13 protein-coding genes are annotated in these 17,524 nt (G+C 39.2%); 6 read left to right on the top strand and 7 right to left on the bottom strand.

All coding sequences use genetic code 11. The features are described 5' to 3' along the window. Positions 1 to 336 precede the first annotated feature (336 nt). Positions 337 to 2,517, top strand: coding sequence for an OsmC domain/YcaO domain-containing protein (locus NDQ71_RS18910; RefSeq protein WP_301562925.1), 2,181 nt, complete (start codon positions 337 to 339; stop codon positions 2,515 to 2,517). Positions 2,518 to 2,581: 64 nt separating this feature from the next. On the opposite strand, the gene NDQ71_RS18905 is transcribed toward NDQ71_RS18910, so the two are convergent. From NDQ71_RS18905 to NDQ71_RS18890, 4 genes are all read right to left on the bottom strand, one after another. Further along, positions 2,582 to 2,986, bottom strand: coding sequence for a DUF1801 domain-containing protein (locus NDQ71_RS18905; RefSeq protein ID WP_301562924.1), 405 nt, complete (start codon positions 2,984 to 2,986; stop codon positions 2,582 to 2,584). Positions 2,987 to 3,011: 25 nt separating this feature from the next. Further along, complete coding sequence (locus NDQ71_RS18900) at positions 3,012 to 3,599, bottom strand: DUF1287 domain-containing protein (protein ID WP_301562923.1); 588 nt, start codon at positions 3,597 to 3,599, stop codon at positions 3,012 to 3,014. A 50-nt stretch (positions 3,600 to 3,649) separates the two neighbouring features. Beyond that, positions 3,650 to 4,492, bottom strand: a complete 843-nt coding sequence (locus NDQ71_RS18895; protein WP_301562922.1) for an alpha/beta fold hydrolase — start codon at positions 4,490 to 4,492, stop codon at positions 3,650 to 3,652. 214 nt (positions 4,493 to 4,706) lie between these two features. Then, positions 4,707 to 7,586, bottom strand: a complete 2,880-nt coding sequence (locus tag NDQ71_RS18890; RefSeq protein ID WP_301562921.1) for an insulinase family protein — start codon at positions 7,584 to 7,586, stop codon at positions 4,707 to 4,709. A 174-nt stretch (positions 7,587 to 7,760) separates the two neighbouring features. Here NDQ71_RS18890 and NDQ71_RS18885 point away from each other — a divergent pair, with 174 nt between their 5' ends. After that, entirely contained in the window at positions 7,761 to 8,180 is a 420-nt protein-coding gene (locus NDQ71_RS18885) for an MAPEG family protein (protein WP_064665286.1), read from the top strand. Positions 8,181 to 8,230: 50 nt separating this feature from the next. Here the strand turns inward: NDQ71_RS18885 and NDQ71_RS18880 are convergent, their stop codons facing one another. Further along, a complete protein-coding gene (locus NDQ71_RS18880) occupies positions 8,231 to 8,980 on the bottom strand; it encodes a peptidylprolyl isomerase (protein WP_301562920.1) in 750 nt (249 codons plus the stop codon). Between the two features lie 261 nt (positions 8,981 to 9,241). Between NDQ71_RS18880 and NDQ71_RS18875 the strand changes: the two genes are divergently transcribed. Together NDQ71_RS18875 and ushA are read left to right on the top strand one after the other, a co-directional pair. After that, positions 9,242 to 9,439 (top strand): hypothetical protein, encoded by a 198-nt coding sequence (locus tag NDQ71_RS18875; RefSeq protein WP_301562919.1) that lies wholly within the window; start codon positions 9,242 to 9,244, stop codon positions 9,437 to 9,439. A gap of 77 nt (positions 9,440 to 9,516) precedes the next feature. Further along, on the top strand, positions 9,517 to 11,151 hold the full coding sequence (gene ushA / locus NDQ71_RS18870) for a bifunctional UDP-sugar hydrolase/5'-nucleotidase UshA (protein WP_301562918.1): 1,635 nt from the start codon (positions 9,517 to 9,519) through the stop codon (positions 11,149 to 11,151). Positions 11,152 to 11,193: 42 nt separating this feature from the next. On the opposite strand, the gene NDQ71_RS18865 is transcribed toward ushA, so the two are convergent. Together NDQ71_RS18865 and NDQ71_RS18860 are read right to left on the bottom strand one after the other, a co-directional pair. Further along, a complete protein-coding gene (locus tag NDQ71_RS18865) occupies positions 11,194 to 12,141 on the bottom strand; it encodes a hypothetical protein (RefSeq protein ID WP_301563112.1) in 948 nt (315 codons plus the stop codon). Beyond that, complete coding sequence (locus NDQ71_RS18860; RefSeq protein ID WP_301562917.1) at positions 12,134 to 13,030, bottom strand: hypothetical protein; 897 nt, start codon at positions 13,028 to 13,030, stop codon at positions 12,134 to 12,136. The genes NDQ71_RS18865 and NDQ71_RS18860 overlap by 8 nt, the downstream gene beginning before the upstream one ends. A 221-nt stretch (positions 13,031 to 13,251) precedes the next feature. Between NDQ71_RS18860 and NDQ71_RS18855 the strand changes: the two genes are divergently transcribed. Beyond that, positions 13,252 to 14,118 (top strand): S1/P1 nuclease, encoded by an 867-nt coding sequence (locus NDQ71_RS18855; protein WP_301562916.1) that lies wholly within the window; start codon positions 13,252 to 13,254, stop codon positions 14,116 to 14,118. 27 nt (positions 14,119 to 14,145) lie between these two features. After that, positions 14,146 to 17,322, top strand: a complete 3,177-nt coding sequence (locus NDQ71_RS18850; RefSeq protein ID WP_301562915.1) for a TonB-dependent receptor — start codon at positions 14,146 to 14,148, stop codon at positions 17,320 to 17,322. Positions 17,323 to 17,524 lie beyond the last annotated feature (202 nt).

Genomic DNA, 17,524 nt, shown 5'->3' with positions numbered 1-17,524 from the left:
TTATAATACCAAGTGTCAAAACTAGCAAGGTGACATAACGCTATTCACTGATAGCTGAACGAGATGGCCACTGGGGTTCTTGCATCTCATGCGCACCATGCAATTTGTCTAATTCTGTATCAGTCTAATGTAAAGTACTCTCTTTTGAGTAAATTCAAACACACTAACAACTTTAACCTAGCTAACTCTCGCCTTTTTCCAATTAACCGCGACAATTACTTGTATGTACTCCCCTAAAAAGCGGATAATTGCAGTCAAATGAAAATACACTGACAAAGTCTGGCGCAAACACCTGCAAGCCTTACTTATTAGTGCGCACGAAGGTGGACCAACTCAATGGAAATTAAAGTTAATTTTCTCGATAATCTTAGATTAGAAGCTAAGTTTGACGATTTCTCAGTCATTGCGGATCAACCGATCCGTTACAAAGGCGATGGCTCTGCGCCAAGTCCATTTGACTACTTTTTAGCATCTTCAGCTCTGTGTGCTGCGTACTTTATTAAAGTGTATTGTAATTCCCGAGATATCTCGACCGATGGTATTCGTGTTGCGCAAAACAACATTGTTGATCCTGAAGATCGTTACAACCAAATATTCCAAATTCAGGTTGAGCTTCCTGAAAGCATTTCTGAAAAAGATCGTACTGGCATCTTACGCTCGGTGGACCGCTGTACCGTTAAGCGCGTGATTCAAACTGTGCCAGAATTTAAAATTGACGCAGTAGAAAGCTTAGATAATGACGCACAAGCGATGCTGATGGCAAAACCTGAAGGCAGCGATAACACCTTTATTTTAGGTAAAGATTTACCGCTTGAGCAAACCATTGCTGATATGACCGCGATTTTGGCCGAGTTAGGCATGAAAATTGAAATTTCATCATGGCGCAATATCGTACCAAATGTATGGTCATTGCATATTCGTGATGCGGCATCACCGATGTGTTTTACCAATGGTAAAGGCGCTAGCAAAGAAAGCGCATTATGCTCTGCCCTTGGCGAATTTATTGAACGTTTAAACTGTAACTTTTTCTACAATGACCAATTCCTTGGCGAAGAAATTGCCAATAGCGAGTTTGTGCATTACCCGAATGAAAAATGGTTTCAGCTCACCGATGATGATTCACTACCGCAAGGTATTTTAGACGACTACACGCTGGGCATTTATAACCCTGAAGATGAGCTGTGTGGCTCTCATCTTATTGACACGAATTCAGGCAATGTTGAGCGTGGCATTTGCTCGATCCCGTATGTTCGCCACTCTGACGGCGAAACGGTGTATTTTCCATCAAACTTGATTGAAAACTTATTTTTAAGTAACGGTATGAGCGCCGGTAATAACTTTGCCGAAGCCAAAGTACAATGTTTATCTGAGATTTTTGAGCGTGCTGTTAAACGCCAGATTATCGAGCAAGAACTAGTACTGCCTGACGTACCAGAAGAAGTGCTTGCTAAATATCCGGGTATTGTTGCCGGTATTAAAGGCTTAGAAGAGCAAGGCTTTCCAGTAGTTGTGAAAGATGCATCCCTAGGCGGACAATTCCCCGTGATGTGCGTAACTTTAATGAACCCGAAAACCGGTGGCGTATTTGCTTCATTTGGTGCCCACCCAAGTTTTGAAGTTGCCCTAGAGCGAAGTTTAACCGAGTTGTTACAAGGTCGCAGCTTTGAAGGTTTAAACGATGTACCTAAGCCAACCTTCAACAGCATGGCCGTATCTGAGCCTGAAAACTTTGTTGAGCACTTTATTGATTCTACCGGTAAGATCTCATGGCGTTTTTTCAGTGCGAAGCACGATTATGAGTTTGTTGAGTGGGATTTCTCAGGCACTAACGAACAAGAAACCGCCAGCCTTTTCGGTATTTTAAAAGATTTAGGTAAAGAAGCCTACATTGCTGAATTTTCAGATTTAGGTACTGCGTGTCGTATTTTAGTGCCTGATTATTCAGAGGTTTACCCAGTAGAAGATTTGATCTGGGATAACACCAACAAAGCACTTAAATACCGTGAAGATATTTTAAACCTACATAGTTTAGATGAAGATCAACTTGCCGATTTAGTTGAGCGTTTAGAAGACAGCCAGCTTGATAACTACACCGACATTATTACTTTAATTGGCGTTGAGTTTGACGAAAACACTGTTTGGGGTCAGTTAACCATTCTTGAACTTAAGCTGCTAATTTATTTGGCACTGGGTGATTTAGAAGCGACCATGGAACTGGTTGAGACCTTCTTGCAGTTTAACGATAACACCGTTGAACGCGGGTTATTTTATCAAGCAATGCACGCGACACTAGAAGTTGCGCTTAGTGATGATTTAGAGATTGAAGACTACATGCACAGCTTCACCCGTATGTTTGGCCAACAGGTCATGGATGCAGTAGTCGGCTCAATCAATGGTGATGTGATGTTCTACGGTTTAACTCCTACCAACATGCAACTTGAAGGGTTAGAGCGTCATCAGCGTTTAATTGACAGCTATAAAAAGCTACACGCCGCACGCGCAGCAAGAGCTAAATAAGTATTGTGCGCACGAGGTAAACTCACGCTTTTGCTCTTTATAGCGCGCAAGCAACCCATTTTATCTAAGCACCTAGCAATGGCAGGTGCTTTATTTTTTTATAGCGCAAAGCCAGCGATATACAATGCGCGAGCTCTTTACTTGGTAGCGTTTGATTGAGCTTAAACACCAAAGCACGGTTACCCTCATAGATAAACGTATCGCCATAAAGCTCTTTGAATGTTTCAATCAGTTTAGTTTTACAGTTAAAGTAAATACAAAATTGCCCAGCTGATTTTGGTTTGTGATCAAAACGAATGGTCGAGCCTATTTTTGAAATATAACTCGGTTCCCCCCACTTTAAAGTTTCTTCAAGCTCGGTGATGCCATCTTGCTTTGCAACACGGAATATAATCTCTCGAACTTGACTTAAGACAACTGCAACCTGTGAAGGGTAAGTCGTAAACTTTTGTTTTACTTGCTCATCCATTTGATCACCCTTGCTTAAAAAGCATTTACTCTGATAGCTGATACCGATAATGCCCGGTAATTTTATAGCGAAACAGCACGTCTTCACGCTGCGGCCCTGCCCCTATGTTATGCACAATAAGCGGCGTTTTGTTATCTGCTGCGTATGTATCTACCACGATACCAATATGTGGCAAATTACCCGGCAGCATCCATGTAACAATATCGCCCGCTTTATAGGTATCAGCATTATTAGTTATAGGGAGCATTGTGCCATGGCGTTTAAAGAAGGTTTGTAAGTTTGGCACTCGGCGATGATCAATATTGCTATCGGGTTTAGTTAACCCCCATATTCTTGTTGAAGGGTACGCTGAAAAATTATCGCGCATATCTTCATGCACTAACTTTTGTAAATCGATACCCAGCGCTCGGTAGCTGCGAATAATCACATCAGTGCATACGCCAATATTGTCGGGTACATCGCCGTTTGGGTAAGCAATGCGGTGATAAGCGCCGTCATAACGCACGTTTTGTGTTGTTCTATCATTTGCAGCGTTAACCAAGTCATCTGTAAATGAGTTGCTATAACTATAAGCAGAAAACAATAACAGCAAAAACCAAAGTACATAAGTCATAGTCATTCCTTGTAAATTTTAACGCTATTTAAACTTCAATAGCTATACAGTCATGGCTGCTTATTCTCATCCAGTATCTTCATTAGTCGCTTTAACTCTCGAAGCACCAGCATAGGCTCATCATTTTGAATAAAATGACCGCTTTTTTCTGTTAATACACTGCGCCCTTGAGGAAATTCAGCAGCCCAATTCTGCCACATCTCCCCCCACATCATTCGGCCCTTGTCTGTAAAAAACAAATTACTCGGTTCAGCCACTTTGCGTACTGACGCAATAACGGTGACAGGCATATCTTTAATCTGCGGATAGTCTGGTAAGGGCCGTTTACTCCAAAAATCTAAATATTGATTCGACATCCCATTTTCCATATCACTTAGTTTTATTTGCGCGATTTCTTTATTACCCTGCTCTAAATTTATGGCACGCAGTATATCTACATCGTGCTCAGAAGAAGGATCGAGCATGAGTAAAGCATTCAGTTGCTGTGGGTATTTTGCGGCAAAATCTCGCGCAACACTGCCGCCATAAGAATGTGCAGCCAGTACTATCGGCTCTGAAATATCCAGCGCCAACAAAAACTCACTAAGATGATCAGCATATTCCATTGAAGTGAAATGCCTTTTAATTGCGGTTGAATTACCATTACCAACACGCGAGTATCGAATAACCTTCGTTTGTTCAGCTATGGAACTAAAAACCGAGTTCCAATCATCTAGCCCTGCGCTACCACCCGCCTCCAAAACAACAATTTGCTTACCACTACCTGCTATTTCATATTGCAACTCAAACTCTCCCACTTTCACAAATGCTGCTTTAACATTTGCAGCAAACAATAAAGAGAGAGCGAGTAACAAGAAGGTATTAGTATTAACACCTAGAGATCTTAACTGCATTGCATTTTCCTTTTACATTTTACATTTTAGCTTAGGTTTAACTGTTGGAGGTAAAATGCTCACTGAGCAACAGCCTAATTTCAAGCTCGCTTCGCTTAATTTCTTTAATTATCGATTGTCGGTTCATTCCCATAAACAGCAACAGCTTTATTCTTTACAAAAAAGCCCAAGCAATTGCTTAGGCTTATTGTAAATTAACACTTGAACCACTTAGTTACTTTTGCAGTTTAATGCCATTAAAGTACGTTTGTAGGTCTGTGACTTTTGTTTGCTTTGGTAAATCGGCAAACGGTTTGTCGGCAAATTTGCTACCACGAAGTTGTACGTTTAAACGCGCCGCTTGCGGGTTTAACATCGTTTGCTGGTAGTAGTCTTTGATATCTGCAAGGGTGACTTTTTCAACTTCTGCAATTAACTTCTCTTTTGAGTCAAAAGCAAAGTTTTCACGATACCAATCACCAATTAGCGGGCTCATTTCATCACTGAGGTTTTTAGGTTGCTCTTTGAGTGATACTAAGGCGGCATTTTTAAGCTGTGCGAAGGTTTCTTCACTCATGGTATCAAGCTCTACGGCGTATTGCTTTTTAAACTCCTCAAAGCGCGCTTGCATTGTTTGGGCATCTTTTACTGGCGTTTGAATAAACAAGCCAATTGCTGAATAGTCTTCAATTGGGCGCGCTAAGCCACCTACCGCATAAGCCAGTTGCTCTTCGGTACGTAATTTATCAAATGCAATAGTACTAAAGTGACCTTGTAGCACTTGCGCTTGCGCTTTTTGCTTATAGCCTGCAATCGGGTGTACGGTCATATCAATAATCGCGACATCCGCCACATCTATATCTTTTTGCAATACGATGGTTTCACCAGGTTGCGGCAACCATGCTTTACTGCGTGCGAATTCAGTTGCTTTGTGCGCTGCTGGTAACACGGCAGTTAGCGCTTTAGCAATCGCGTCAACATCTTGCTGGTTGTAGTTACCAAAAGTAAATACGCGTAGTTCGTTATTGCCAAATGTCTGCTGTTTGAGCTGCTCAAAATCGGCAATCGTTAATGTTTTAGCTGTATTTACTAATGCATCCGTATCAAAGCTACCTGTTCTGATCAGTTTTGAATATTCATCGAACGCTTGATAGAAAGGAAATTGTTTTTGTGCATTTAATAAAGCGCGTTGGTAACGATCAAGTGCTTGTGCAAAGCCTTGCTCTGTCACTTTTACATTTATGTTTTCCAGCGCCTGTGCTAGTAATAAATCCTGTTTATCAGTAAAACCACTCAGTGATAAAATAAGGCCATTACTCGCTTCAAGGCCCACACTCATACCAGCAACTGCGGCTTCAGTACTGAGTTTACTTTGTTGTAGGTTATATAAATCAGCCCATACTGAGTAAAGTACTTTTGCTTTGATATCCGTCAATGCATCCGGCGTATTTAAATAAACTTCAACTAACCCTTTAGGTTGCTCGGCAAAGTTTTGACTGGCTTGACGCCATACTTTTACGCCATTTTTATCATAGACCAACGCTGGGTGCTTTTGCTCAGTAAATTGCGCAGTTTTAATTGCAAAGCTCTCTGGTAGTAAACGGTTTACAGTTGGCAATGCTAACGCAAATTGGCTTGGTTTACTCCAGCTGGCGATCTCTGTATCGCTGATATCTTCAATGCGGTATTTACCATCGTAGAAATGCAATTGCGAGTCAGTTTCTTCTTGTTTCGAGGTATACCAAATACGTAGCGTATCAGCATTTAATTGCTTAAGTACTTTATTAATGGCAGCGGCATCAAATTTAGCATAATGATATGGCGCATTGATCGCATGATTAAGCGGATAATCCTGCATACTGCCAGCAAGATTACTGACATAGCCGAACTCATCGCCTTTTTCTAAGAATTTAAATTCATTATTAAGTGAAGTGCGAATTTCGTTAAAGTATTTACTATCCACGCCTTCTTTTTTTATTAGGTCTATGTATTGCATAATCGTTGCGACGATTGTTTCGCGATTTTTCATGCCTTCATCAGTTAATTGCACATCAACTGTCAGCGCGCCATAGTTACCGTAATGAGTTGGCGTTGCGCTGGCCGATAATTGTGAAACCCAGCCTTTATCACGCAAAATTTGTGCAGGGCTGCCCTGCATTTCATTACTGAGCAAATACGCGACAAAACGATTTGGTTTAACCGCAAATTCATCGCTATTATCGGTAATGGTAAAATCAAGTTGTAGCTGTTTTACATCTTCATTTGGCGAATAATGTACGCGTTTACCACCTACATTTTCAAAGTCTAATTTTTTAGTAACGGTTGGCTTGTCGATTTTTTTATCTTCAATATCAGCAAAGTACTTCTGTGCTTTGGCTTCCATTTCTGTCAATGGCAGGTTTGAAATCATTGCCACTTTCATGATGTTAGAAGAGTAATATTTATTATAAAAATCAACCGTCTCTTTATGTAATGAACTACCTTCTTTATCACCGAGTGTTTCAAGGTTACCGATTAAAAAGCGGTTGGCAGGATGGTCCCCCATCATTTTACGGGCAAGTTTAAACTGACCAAAAAAGTCCATTTCACGGCGCATTGACCACTCAGCATTTACCGCGTTTTTTTCTTTATCTGTGTATTCTGGGTAAAGCTTAGGAGATTTAAAGAAATCAGCAAAACGATCTAGTGCTTCGTCATAAGCATCGTTATTAACTTTAAACATGTAGTTAGTGATATCAAGCCAAGTATAAGCGTTGTGCGCGCCACCATTTTTGGTCATAAAGTCAGAGTACCCTTTGGTATCGGGGTAACGCTCAGTGCCTAAAAATAACATGTGTTCTAAGTAATGTGCCATTCCCTGTTGACTCATTGGATCATGTAACAAACCAACTCCGACACTAAGCGCAGCGGCTGATTTTTCAGCCGTTGGATCTGAGACTAAAATTACTTCAATTTCATTTGCCAATTTAAGGGTTTTATATTGGCGAGTATCATTTGGGCTAATTACCAGAGTATCTGACAATAATGCGGTTTGTTGTTGTACTGAAGTGGTTGTGGTACCACAACCACTTAATACCGCAAGGGCAATCGCGCTTAGAGTAATTATTTTTTTCATATCGAGAGTTAATCCATCACTTGTTTTATTATTTGAATGATCAGTAAATATCAAAATGCATGCAATCATTTTCCTATATACTTTGTAACACATTGTAAATTGCAAAAACAAACTGTTAGTCTAAACAAGCAATTGAATAGCTTTACACAAAAATAATTAATAAAGGAAACTAAAATGGAAAAATATCTATTACTTGCTATGTTCGCTCAAGTCATGCTGACTTTTACAGTCATGGTGGTAATGGGCCGGCGACGCTTTAGTGCCGCTCGTAACAAAACAATTTCAATGCAAGATTTTGCCACCATGCAATTAGATAAAGCGGGCGATGATGTGCATATTGCGGGTCGCAACTTTATAAACCAGTTTGAAATACCTGTGCTGTTTTTTGTTGCCAGTGTGACAGGGCTACAACTCAATGCTGCAGGTTACGTGTTTGTCGCTTTAGCATGGGGATTTGTGATTTCCCGCGTCATTCACAGTATTATTCATTTAGGCAGTAATAGCGTAAAACCGCGTTATTATAGCTTTTTGCTTGGCTGTTTACTGGTTTTAACTATGTGGGTGTTATTAGTAATGCAGGTATTTGCACTTTAAACCGTTACCTTTGCTATCGGGACATATAACCCGATAGCAAGCACATACTATTAAGCTACACGGCGACGCTTAAAGCCCAATAATAATAATGGTAATAACCAGCTCATACTACCACTTGAGCTGTCACTCGCATCAGGCTGAGTCGGATCGTTAATTAGGGTGTTTTCTTTCGGTGATAGATTTACTGAAGAGTTAGGATCATCGTCCAGTACAACAACGCTGTTGATAGCCACTAAGTTGGCGATCGTTAAAGTCGTATCCGCATTTGCGCACTGCTCTTTAGTGATATTAACAACAGGATAAGGTGCTTTAGCGGGACCACAATGAACAAGTCCCGATATTTTATCTAACACTGCATAACTATCTTCGCGGATTTGACCAAAAACAGTAAAACCACCATTTTGCACATCTAAATTTGCACTATTATCTTTAAGGTTAAAGAACCACTGACTTGTAGCACTGTTTGCGTTATTACCTAACTTAGCCATCGCTACTGTGCCCTTTACATTTGATAATACAGGCTCATTCGCTACCGCGGGAGATGTTTCAACCGCTTCAAAGTCATCAGTAAACTTAAACCCACCGCCTTGAATGATAAAATTTTCTATTGAGCGATGGATCACGGTTTGATTATAGGCTTCACTCTCAACATAGCTCAAAAAGTTAGCGACAGTTTTAGGGGTTTGCTGATCGAATAGATCAATCTTGATGGTGCCTTGCGAAGTTTGCATTTCAACCACACTGGCTTGACTTGCAAAGGAGGCTGCAGCGAACAAACTGCACAGAAATCGTTTTTTCATTATTTTATATATCCTGACTGATGTTGTGGTTATGTAAATTTAATGAAAATATTAAAGGGTAAATGCATTAAATACGATAGTAAAACGTACCTTTAAACAAATCAAACCAAGTTGATTACATATTAATTACATACCATTACATTGAGCTGTTATTCATTCACGTTATAGATAAAGTTTATTTAAAACAAAATCATCTTAATGCCTGTGTTTATTTTGTTAGTATTATTTTTAACAATAAAACACACAATTGGATTAACCATCATGTCAAATAGAGAACAACAGATATGCGATTTTGGCTTACATCAAGGTGAGTCTTATACCAAGTTGCCTGCAAGTTTTTTGAACTGGATGGTAGGCAATAACCATGAAAAGTCAGCATTGGCAAAGCAAGAGCTAAAACGGCGTCAATTAGCCGCATCAAGAAAATTAAATTGCCCAGATGGCATGAAAACGGAATAATTACGTTATTTTACAATAAAACTAGTTTAAACTATGCGTTTAATGAACTGCTAATTCTGACAACACGGGTCAACATTATGCGCATATTACTGTCTATTTTTTTATTACTGAGCATTAGTGCATGTAGTACTAATCAATCTCCAACGGCCCCCCCTTCCGCCGATGATGTCCACTACCTAACAATTTTACACACCAATGATAACCATGGTCGCTTTTGGCACAATGAAAAAGGCGAATATGGCATGGCTGCACGTAAAACCTTAATTGACCAATTACGTAATGAAGCCAAACAAAAGGGTCATGCTGTACTATTGCTTTCCGGTGGTGATATAAACACAGGTATTCCCGAGTCTGATCTACAATTTGCAGAGCCTGATTTTAAAGGGATGTCACTAATTGGTTACGATGCTATGGCAATTGGTAACCATGAATTTGATAATCCATTAAGTGTTTTAAAACAACAACAACAATGGGCAAACTTCCCACTACTATCTGCAAACATTATTGATAAACAAACTGGCAAAAACGCCTTTGAGCAATACAAGGTTTTCGACAAGCAAGGGCTCAAAATTGCGGTTATCGGTTTAACCACCACCGACACAGCTAAAATTGGTAATCCTCAGTATATTGGTGGCCTAGAATTTAAAGAGCCTGTGGCAGTGACTCAAGCATTAGCTGATAAAATCAAGCAACAGTACCAACCTGATATCACCATTGCGGTAACCCACATGGGCCATTACGTCGATGCTAATTATGGGATTAATGCCCCTGGTGATGTGACACTGGCACGCTCTCTTGAAAAAAACACTCTTGATATGATCATCGGTGGTCACTCGCAAGAACCTGTGTGCATGGCAAGCGAGAATACAAACGACGATAACTTTAAACCCGGTATGGCATGTAAACCTGATCAACAAAATGGTACCTGGATCATGCAAGCCCATGAATGGGGAAAGTACGTTGGTAAAGCTGAATTTAAGTTAGAAAACGGCCAGCTCACTTTGCTTGACTATAAATTACTGCCGGTAAATTTATACATTCATCAAGAACAAGCAGACGGCACTACAAAACCGGTCCTCGCAAATGAGTATATTACGCCAAACCCTGAGTTAAAGGCATTTCTGGCTGATTACCAAGCCAAAGGTGCAAAGCAAATTGAAGGTAAAATTGGCTATGTTGATGCAAAACTCGAAGGTGACCGTAATAAAGTACGTTATCAACAAACAAACCTTGCTCGCGTTATTGTGCAATCACAAATGAATGTTGTTGGCGCCGATTTTGGTATTATCAGCGGCGGTGGCGTACGTGACAGTATTGCTGCTGGTGACGTTAGTTATAAAGATATTTTAAAAGTTCACCCATTTAAAAACCGCATTGCTTATATGGATTGGCAAGGTCAAGATCTATGGGACTACTTAGAGGTTGTTACTAATTTCCCACCAGATGCGGGTGCATATTTACAGTACCATAAGCTTAGTTTCAAGCGTGAGAACGGTAAATTAGTCAGTGTATTTATAAACAATCAGCCACTTGACGTAAACGGCACGTATAGGATGAGTATTAATAGTTATAATGCATCCGGTGGTGATGGATACCCAATACTGCTTAATCGTAAAGGCTATATAAGCACAGATGAAACGGATTCTAACGCATTAAAACGCTTCTTTATGGAAAACAGCCCAGTTAAAGCCAGCGAGTTTACGCCACAATAATTAAAAAAGATCTCACTGACATTCAGTGAGATCTGTTCTCCATCACTTACCAATCACTTCAATATCAGCTGCTGTAATTTTTAATAAACTATAACTATGTAACCGTGAGCGCGAACCTTCTCCGTGCGCTTTCGGTGGGTAATATATTTCTTTCAGCTCAGGGTGTGCATACAACACTTCATCCAATGCAGCCCTAATTTCACTCAATGTTTTATCTAAACTATTAGTAAAATTAGGCCGTTTACGAATAGTATGCCCAAGTTGTGTTAATCGATAAAAATACTTATTGGCAAGCTCAACTAACTCATCTGGCACATCTTTGTTTTGATACAGTGTCACGTCGGGGTGCTCAACGCAAAACTCGATTAAAGCCAAATAAAAACACAACGGTTTGTTAGCTAAACTGACTTTTATCTCAGCATTATCATTAATAGCCAAAACTTTGTCTTGCAAATCAATCACTAATTTAACTTGTGCATTAACTAGCGGAAGTTGCTCTACTTGTTCTTTTAATGCTGAGTATTGCAGCGATGCTCGCTTAATAACTACTGCCCACTTAGCAAACAAAAAAGCCATAAATAACAATATAATAATGATATAAAGATCGCTTATATGCCACCAATGCGTCTCAATTAAAAATGTAATCGCAACTTTTTGATCACTTGTTTCAAGATACTCTATCCGACTTTCGCGGCCATTCTTTGTTAATGCCAGTGAGACATCATTAATACTATTAACTTGAATTGGCTGTTGTATCAATTGCATATTCAAACGTTGTAGATAACCAACAATAGCATCATGATTACCCGAGTGTTTCAAAAAACGATTTGATAAGTTTAAGCGAGGTAAATCTAGTGCAATTCGGTTTTCAATATCAGCCATTATTAAATCGTTATGTTGCGCCTGCTGCACATAACTAGAGAGTTTAAACATCAATAGCGCAGCACTAAAAATAAGCAGTATCACGCCGAAAAAGCGCTTATTATTCATCACGTTGTTCTCCTAAAAATTCAGCTTTACCCGCTGAACAATGCCAGTATGGTTCAACATGATTAAAATAAGTCGACACTTGCTGCTTAGATAATTGGATTAATTGAGATTGGATAGCGCACAGCAAATCAGTGTTCTCATGCTGCATTTTAAAGTACCAACGTGTGCCTATTACATTATCGCTAATTGGAGTTATATAATTTTTAGAGAAATGCGCCTGATCTGCTTCCTTCCAAAAAGAGGCTATTAAATCAACCTGTCCATTGGCTAATAACTCCCTAAGCTCATTATGTGAACTAGCGTAAGTAATGTTTAAATTTTCAAGGTTGATCCCTAAATCTTTAAACTTTTGTTTAGGTAGTATATGCCCCGATCGGCTTGTTGGATAATCAAGTAAGCCAATCCGTTTCCCCAAAAAGTATTGCTTGTTAATTTTTGGCTTTTCTTTAGCTGAAATAAAAAAAGCAGTATAACTCGGAAAACCAACCACAGGCTGATAGTTATAGGTAGACTCAGCTTTGAAAGCAGACATAATGTTGTTTTTTGCTAAAATTAAATCAGCAATACCTTTACCTATAAACTCAATACTATCGGCAGTACGGTAACCCCATAAAGCAACAACTTCGCCATATTGTTTTGCAACAATAGGATCTTCACACAAACTTTGCGCTAAAGAACGTACAACTTTTTGCGATGGAGCATAGACAATCAGTTGCGCTTGGTTTTCTGTTGCCGTTGTTTGGCAGCGGCTAGAGGTTTCAATTATAGGCTTTAACGGCCCCATAGGTGTAACAGTATTAAGCTGGCCGTAAAGCCAAACCAACAGAAAAAACAACAACAAAATAGTAACAAATAAGCTTTGCTGTAAAAGCAACTGTTTAATTTTCAAAAGTTCAACAATCCAAAACGATTCATCCTGCTATTTGACCAATTTAAATTACTTATTACAACAAGTAATTTTACCCAAAAAGGTTAAGCTTATGAATTAAAAGAACTATCAATGAGAAATTATGAATTTCTTTGAGTCCTTTCTATTTATTTAAAAATCAGGACAATTCGCGCCATAGAAGAGGCCGCTCTTGTCAAATAAGATCATTGAGGAAAACACAAATGTTACGCAAAATTACACATGGATTTAGTTATCTTTTAGTCGGCGCAGTACTTTTATCATCACAAAATGTATTGGCTTGGGGACAAAATGGCCACAGAATTGTCGGTAAAATTGCCGAAAATCACATAACAGACGCAACTAAAGCAGAGCTTAAAGAACTTTTAGAAGGGCAAAGCCTAGCGCAAATTGCTACTTGGGCTGATGAAATGCGCTCTGATCCGAGTCCTTTTTGGCAAAAAAAATCTTCTCGTTGGCATTACATTAACGCGCCAAGCAACTCAACTACATTTACTCACAGCCACGATGAAAATTTAAATAAAGATAATGTAAGCAACATTCTTGAAGGGATGTATTTTGCCATTGATACACTACAAAACAAAAACAGCTCAATAGATGCCAAACGTTTTAGCTTACGTTTTCTTGTGCATTTAGTTGGCGATAGCCATCAGCCGTTTCATGCCGGACGTGCAGAAGACCGAGGCGGTAACCGTGTTAACGTTACCTTTTTTGGCCAACCAACCAATCTACATTCCTTGTGGGACACTAAATTAATCGAAAATGAGAACCTATCATTCACTGAATTCGCACAGTTTATTGATACTGATAATGCAGAAATAATTGCAGAATATCTAGCCAGTTCTCCAGAGCAGTGGCTAACAGAGTCACATAATCTAGCTAACAAACTGTACCAACTAGATAATGACGAGATTGGCTTTAGCTACATTTACGAAAACACACCGATTATTAAAACTCGCTTACAACAAGCCGGTATTCGATTAGCAGGATTATTAAATACGTTATTTGATAGTTCAGCAAAACCGTTAGCAAAGGCACTTAAGATGTCAGCTAGCACAAAAAAGCAATAAACCTTAACTTACACGGGAATTAACAAAATGAATAAGCTTCGCCTTTCGAAATTAACCGGGGCTGTGATCCTAGCCTTAGGTGTTTCTACAAGCGTAATGGCAGCAGATACCTCATCCGCTATGCGTGGTAAAATTACTACACCTTCAGGTACTGCAGCTGCAAATGTGAAAATTAAAGTTATTCACCAACCAACTGGCACTGTAAGCGAATTAACAACCAACGAAAGCGGTACTTTTATTGCCAATGGTTTGCGTGTTGGCGGTCCTTACACTGTGTTTATTGATTCAGACCAATTTACCGATACCATGCTTGAAAATATATATTTAGAGCTAGGCGATACCTATCGTCTTAATTCTCAGCTTCAAGCAGCTAACATCGAAAAAATTGAAGTATCTGGCTATAAAATTATTCAACAATCTGGTGGTTCAAGCAGTACCTTTGGCGAAGATACAATCAGTAACATGCCAAGCTTTAATCGTGACATTAAAGATATTGCCCGACTAAACCCTTTAGCAAGTATCAATGGTAATGGCGAGTTAACTTTTGCAGGGAGCAATCCTCGTACTAACGGTCTAACTGTTGATGGTATTGGTCAAAATGATGACTTTGGTTTGAATTTTGGTGGCTATCCGACTTCTCAACCTCCAGTTTCTCTTGATGCAATAGAACAAGTTTCAGTTGACGTATCGCCTTTTTCAGCTTCTAAAGGTAACTTTGGCGGCGGTACAATTAACGCCGTAACGAAGTCTGGTACTAATGAATTCAAATTTTCAGGCTTTTATGAAACATCGACACCTGATATGGCCGGCGATGTTCAAACAATTAACGAAGAAGAAACTGATGAAGCCGGTTATAAAACTTATTCAACCAATAAAGTAAAACCGATTCAAACTGAACAACGTTTTGGTTTTAATGTCGGTGGCGCAGTTATTAAAGATGAACTGTTTTACTTTGTAAACTACGCACAGTGGTCAAGTGAGCAGGATTTAGATTATGGCTTTGAAGATTCAGGTGCAGCGAATGAATTCAATACTTCTGAAGAAAACTTTAATCGCTTTATTTCTATTTTAAATGACGAATATGGTTTAACAGATTCATTAGCAGGCGCGCCTGAAGACACTAATAAAAATCTATTGGTTAAACTTAGTTGGAATGCCAGTGATGAGCACCGCCTAGATTTCACATATCAATGGCAAGACGACCAAGATGAGCGTAACTTTAGTAAAGGTGGTAATAATATTGTATTGAAGTCAAATACATATGCCTATGTAACTAAATTTAATAATTTTGCCACTAAGCTATACTCTGATTGGACCGAAGATTTTTCAACAGAGATTGGGGTTGCCTATAAAGATGTAACCTCTGACAGTGTTACTCGCTCAAACTTAGGTAGCATTACCGTAGAAGAAGATGGCCGAAATGGTCCATCTTATAACTTTGGTACTGACCAATATCGTCATGCCAACAGATCTGAAACTGAAAACTTAACCCTGACACTTGATGCAACTTACCTAATGGACGAGCACGAAATAAACTTTGGTGCTCAATATGAATCTCTTCGTTTATATAACCTCTTTGCAGAGAACTCACTAGGTACATGGAAGTTTGATAGCCTAGAAAGTTTTGCAAACCGCGAAGTAGGTGCTTATGATTTCTCTTATCAAAATGCGTACACTAATAATTCAGCAGATACCGCCTATGATGTAACTCGTAGTCAATTAGCTTTATATATTGAAGATACCTTTTACTTAAATGATGACCTAGAAGTGACAGCTGGTCTTCGCTATGAGCGCTTATCATCTGATGATAAACCAACTCTTAATGAAAGCTTTCTAAACACCTATGGTTATAGTAACCAAGAAAACCTAGATGGTTTAGATATTATTCTACCTCGCGTTGGCTTTAAGTATTATGCAACTGAAGCATTAACTATCAACGGTGGAATTGGTCGTTTCCAAGGTGGCATTCCAAATGTTTGGTATAACAACTCATTTCAAAAAGATGGTATTACCCTCGTTTCTGCACCAAATAGTGTAATAAACGACTACTACCAAAATAACCCAGCAGATATTACTCAGGTCCCTGATGTTATTAAAAATTCGTTAGAGAAAGGCGCTGGAAGTACCGCTTACATTGATCCTAACTTCAAGTTACCTTCAAGTATTCGTGCTCAAGTTGGCTTTGAATATGAATTTGATTCTGAACTATTAGGTAATGGCTTTAAATGGCAGGCTGAAATTGCTTACCACAAAAAAGAAAATGAAGCTGTATGGCATAATACCTCTATCCATCCTATCGGTTTAGCTGCTGATGGCGAGCGTGTAATTAATGAAACCATCTACAGTGGTGCATTGAAAGATAACGTTGATATTGCAATGACTAATTCAACCGACGATGGTCGCTCTATCATCATCTCAACGGGCATTGCCAAAGAATGGGATAACGGTTTATTTGCCTCTGCAAGTTATGCTCATCAAGATGTTACTGAGTCTTCAGTTGGATCAGCGTCGCAAGCCGAAGGTAACTATAAGCACAATATTACTGCTAATCGTAATCAAGATGTGGCAGCACGTGGCTTTTATGAAGTTGAGCACAGTTTCAAAATTAACTTAGGCTACAATGCTGAATTTATTGCCGGTTATGCGACTAAATTTAATATGTATTTTGAACGCCGTTCTGGTCGTCCATTTAGTTATACAATGGATATGCATAAAGATGGTGATTTAGGGGATACTAGTTCACTGTTTAAGAACGGTGCTTACTTACCTTACATACCAACCGGTGCTGACGATCCAAATGTAAACTGGGGCGAGTCAAAAATTTCTTGGGCTGAGTTAGAGCCTCTACTGCAAAGTGCTGGTATTTCTCAACGTGGCGGTATTTTAGCTAAAAACACAGCTACACAACCATGGGTTACAACCATGGATGTAAGTATAAAGCAGGAAATCCCTGGCTTTGCTAACGGCCATAGTGGCGAGCTATACCTTATGATTGATAATTTCGCTAACCTTTTAAATAGTGATTGGGGCATCGAGAAAAGTCTAAGCTATTCAAATCAAACAATTTATGATTTTGGTGGGCTTGACGACCAAGGTAGATATAAACTTGATAATACCTATGGCGGCGCTGATGTAAGGAACTACTCGCGAATTAGTAGCTCATCGGCTTGGCAAGCTAAGATTGGTATCAGCTACAAGTTCTAATTTTTAAAACTCTATGTAAAACCCGCTTTTAGCGGGTTTTTTTATGCATAAAGCACTGGGTTTCATACTTTTGTCATATTTAATGAGTAGATTGACTCATGGGTACTAAATTGCTCGAAAAAACGCAGTTTTGTTCTAAACTACTTTTATTACAAATTTATGAGCAATGTAACTTATTTGTAATGAAATAATAGGGTACAAT

This window comes from Pseudoalteromonas sp. KG3, assembly GCF_030436385.1.
GTDB lineage: Bacteria > Pseudomonadota > Gammaproteobacteria > Enterobacterales > Alteromonadaceae > Pseudoalteromonas > Pseudoalteromonas prydzensis.
This window is presented reverse-complemented; position numbering and strand designations above follow the sequence as displayed.